Source organism: Limnofasciculus baicalensis BBK-W-15 (assembly GCF_024178385.1).
Classification (GTDB): domain Bacteria; phylum Cyanobacteriota; class Cyanobacteriia; order Cyanobacteriales; family Coleofasciculaceae; genus Limnofasciculus; species Limnofasciculus baicalensis.
The window spans coordinates 1-1672 of the sequence record NZ_JAMZMM010000650.1 but is presented as its reverse complement, the minus strand read 5'-3'; the positions used below and the strand labels follow the sequence as shown (position 1 = coordinate 1672).

At 43.8% G+C, this 1672-nt stretch carries 2 protein-coding genes and 1 tRNA gene; 1 reads left to right on the top strand and 2 read right to left on the bottom strand.

Annotation, left to right across the window (positions count from 1 at the left end; genetic code table 11):
• The first annotated feature begins 217 nt into the window (after positions 1-217).
• Positions 218-745, top strand: a complete 528-nt coding sequence (locus tag NJ959_RS29150) for a DUF3172 domain-containing protein (protein ID WP_254015254.1) — start codon at positions 218-220, stop codon at positions 743-745.
• Positions 746-859: 114 nt separating this feature from the next.
• On the opposite strand, the gene NJ959_RS29145 is transcribed toward NJ959_RS29150, so the two are convergent.
• Both NJ959_RS29145 and NJ959_RS29140 read right to left on the bottom strand, forming a co-directional pair.
• Positions 860-1069 (bottom strand): hypothetical protein, encoded by a 210-nt coding sequence (locus tag NJ959_RS29145; RefSeq protein ID WP_254015253.1) that lies wholly within the window; start codon positions 1067-1069, stop codon positions 860-862.
• 304 nt (positions 1070-1373) lie between these two features.
• Positions 1374-1446: transfer RNA gene (locus NJ959_RS29140), tRNA-Ala, on the bottom strand.
• Between the last annotated feature and the right edge of the window lie 226 nt (positions 1447-1672).

The window sequence follows — 1672 nt, the reverse complement described above, 5'->3', positions numbered from 1 at the left end:
ATCTATATCGGTTTTCAGTTCCATTAAGTACACCTCATAATCCCCGAGAAACCCGGTTTCTCTTTACCTCACCCAATTGAGAAGCCTTATTGCAATTCACCGCTCCCCACTCCCCTCTCCCCTCTTACCTCTTGCCTCTTTGCAAATTAGGCATACTAGAAGGAGGAGAGGAATTGCCACCCCTCTCTATCTATTCTCTTAAAGTTGACCCAGCAACATGAAACGAAAAGCAAGATCCCCTCTCCGCGATACCGAACCAACTAAGTCCTCAATTATCAACCCCACAACCCTAGCAATTGTAGCGGGTATCTTCATATTGGGGGTGGGGGTTGGTATTGCCTTTAGTTCTACAGCAAGTCTCAATATAGAAAATGTGGCATCCCGTGAAGTGATCGATCGCAGTGCCCCTAATCCTGAACTCTGTATCCAGTATGGGGCTAGTGCGATGGTTTCAGATTTGCGCGTCTTTATTACACTTAACCCCTTCAATGTCTATGTGACACAACCCAAAATGCGACCAGGGTGTGTATTGCGCCGAAATAACTGGACAATTCTTGAACAACGTAAACTTATATCCTCCCAGCAAGTGGGAGAGTGCAAAAACCGGATGAACACCTTTGGCTTCACTGGTCCATTGGAGGGTTCTCCCGAAATTGATTGTATCTATCAAAATGATGGAGCTGGGAACTTCTTCCTCAACCAACCTGGTAGCGTTGGACCAAAACCTGAAACAAATAATTTTTGAGATTGGTTATTGATGATTGGTTATTGGTTATTGGTTATTGGTTATTGGTTATTGGTTGTTAGAAAAACAACACGCAACAAACAACGAACAACAAACAACAAACAACAAACAACCCTAGCGCTGCTCCGCCATCTCCCGAATTAGAGACAAGCGATTGTTCAGGTAGTCATTCAGGATATTCATTTCCTCATGATTGAGCGCACGCTGTTGTTTGAATTGCTTGAGTAGCCACTGGACTAAACTCGCATCGTCTAGCTTCAGGAGCAAATTACTCTGAGTAGTTTCAATCAAAGACCATAACTGACGCAGCATCGTGGGAGTCATAAAAAAAACTCGGTAAGTGGGAAACTCAGCGGCTAAAGCCCTGAGAGGGAAACGACACGGGCGGTCGATGGCCGCCTACAATCTTTAGGTAAAAACCCTTGCTAGGCAGGGGTATAGGGAATGTGGTCTTCCAGCAGAGGGTCGCGATCCCTTCAGAATCCGACTAAACTTAAGATTTCCTTAAGAATTGCTTTATTTTCTTTACCATAACCGATCTGGAGTCATCACACACAAGATTGTCAAATCTTGATACAAGAATTACCAAAAGCTTAACAAAGTGAAATATTTGTTTGGAAAAGGGGGATGGAGAATACCGGACTCGAACCGGTGGCCTCTGCGGTGCGATCGCAGCGCTCTACCAACTGAGCTAATTCCCCTCAGTACGCTTTACTATTGTAGCACTAATGATTTGTATTCAATCTCAGTCAGACAGGATGGGCTGGGGGCTAGGGGCTGGGGAGAAGAGTTTTAACTCAAAACTCAAAACTCTCTTACCTCTTGACTACTAAGAAAGTAAGAATCCGGTTTTTCGTTTAATGTGATCTAAAATCTTTTGAAAAGTATAGGAGTCTTTTTAATCGTTTTTCATAATGGGGATAGAGC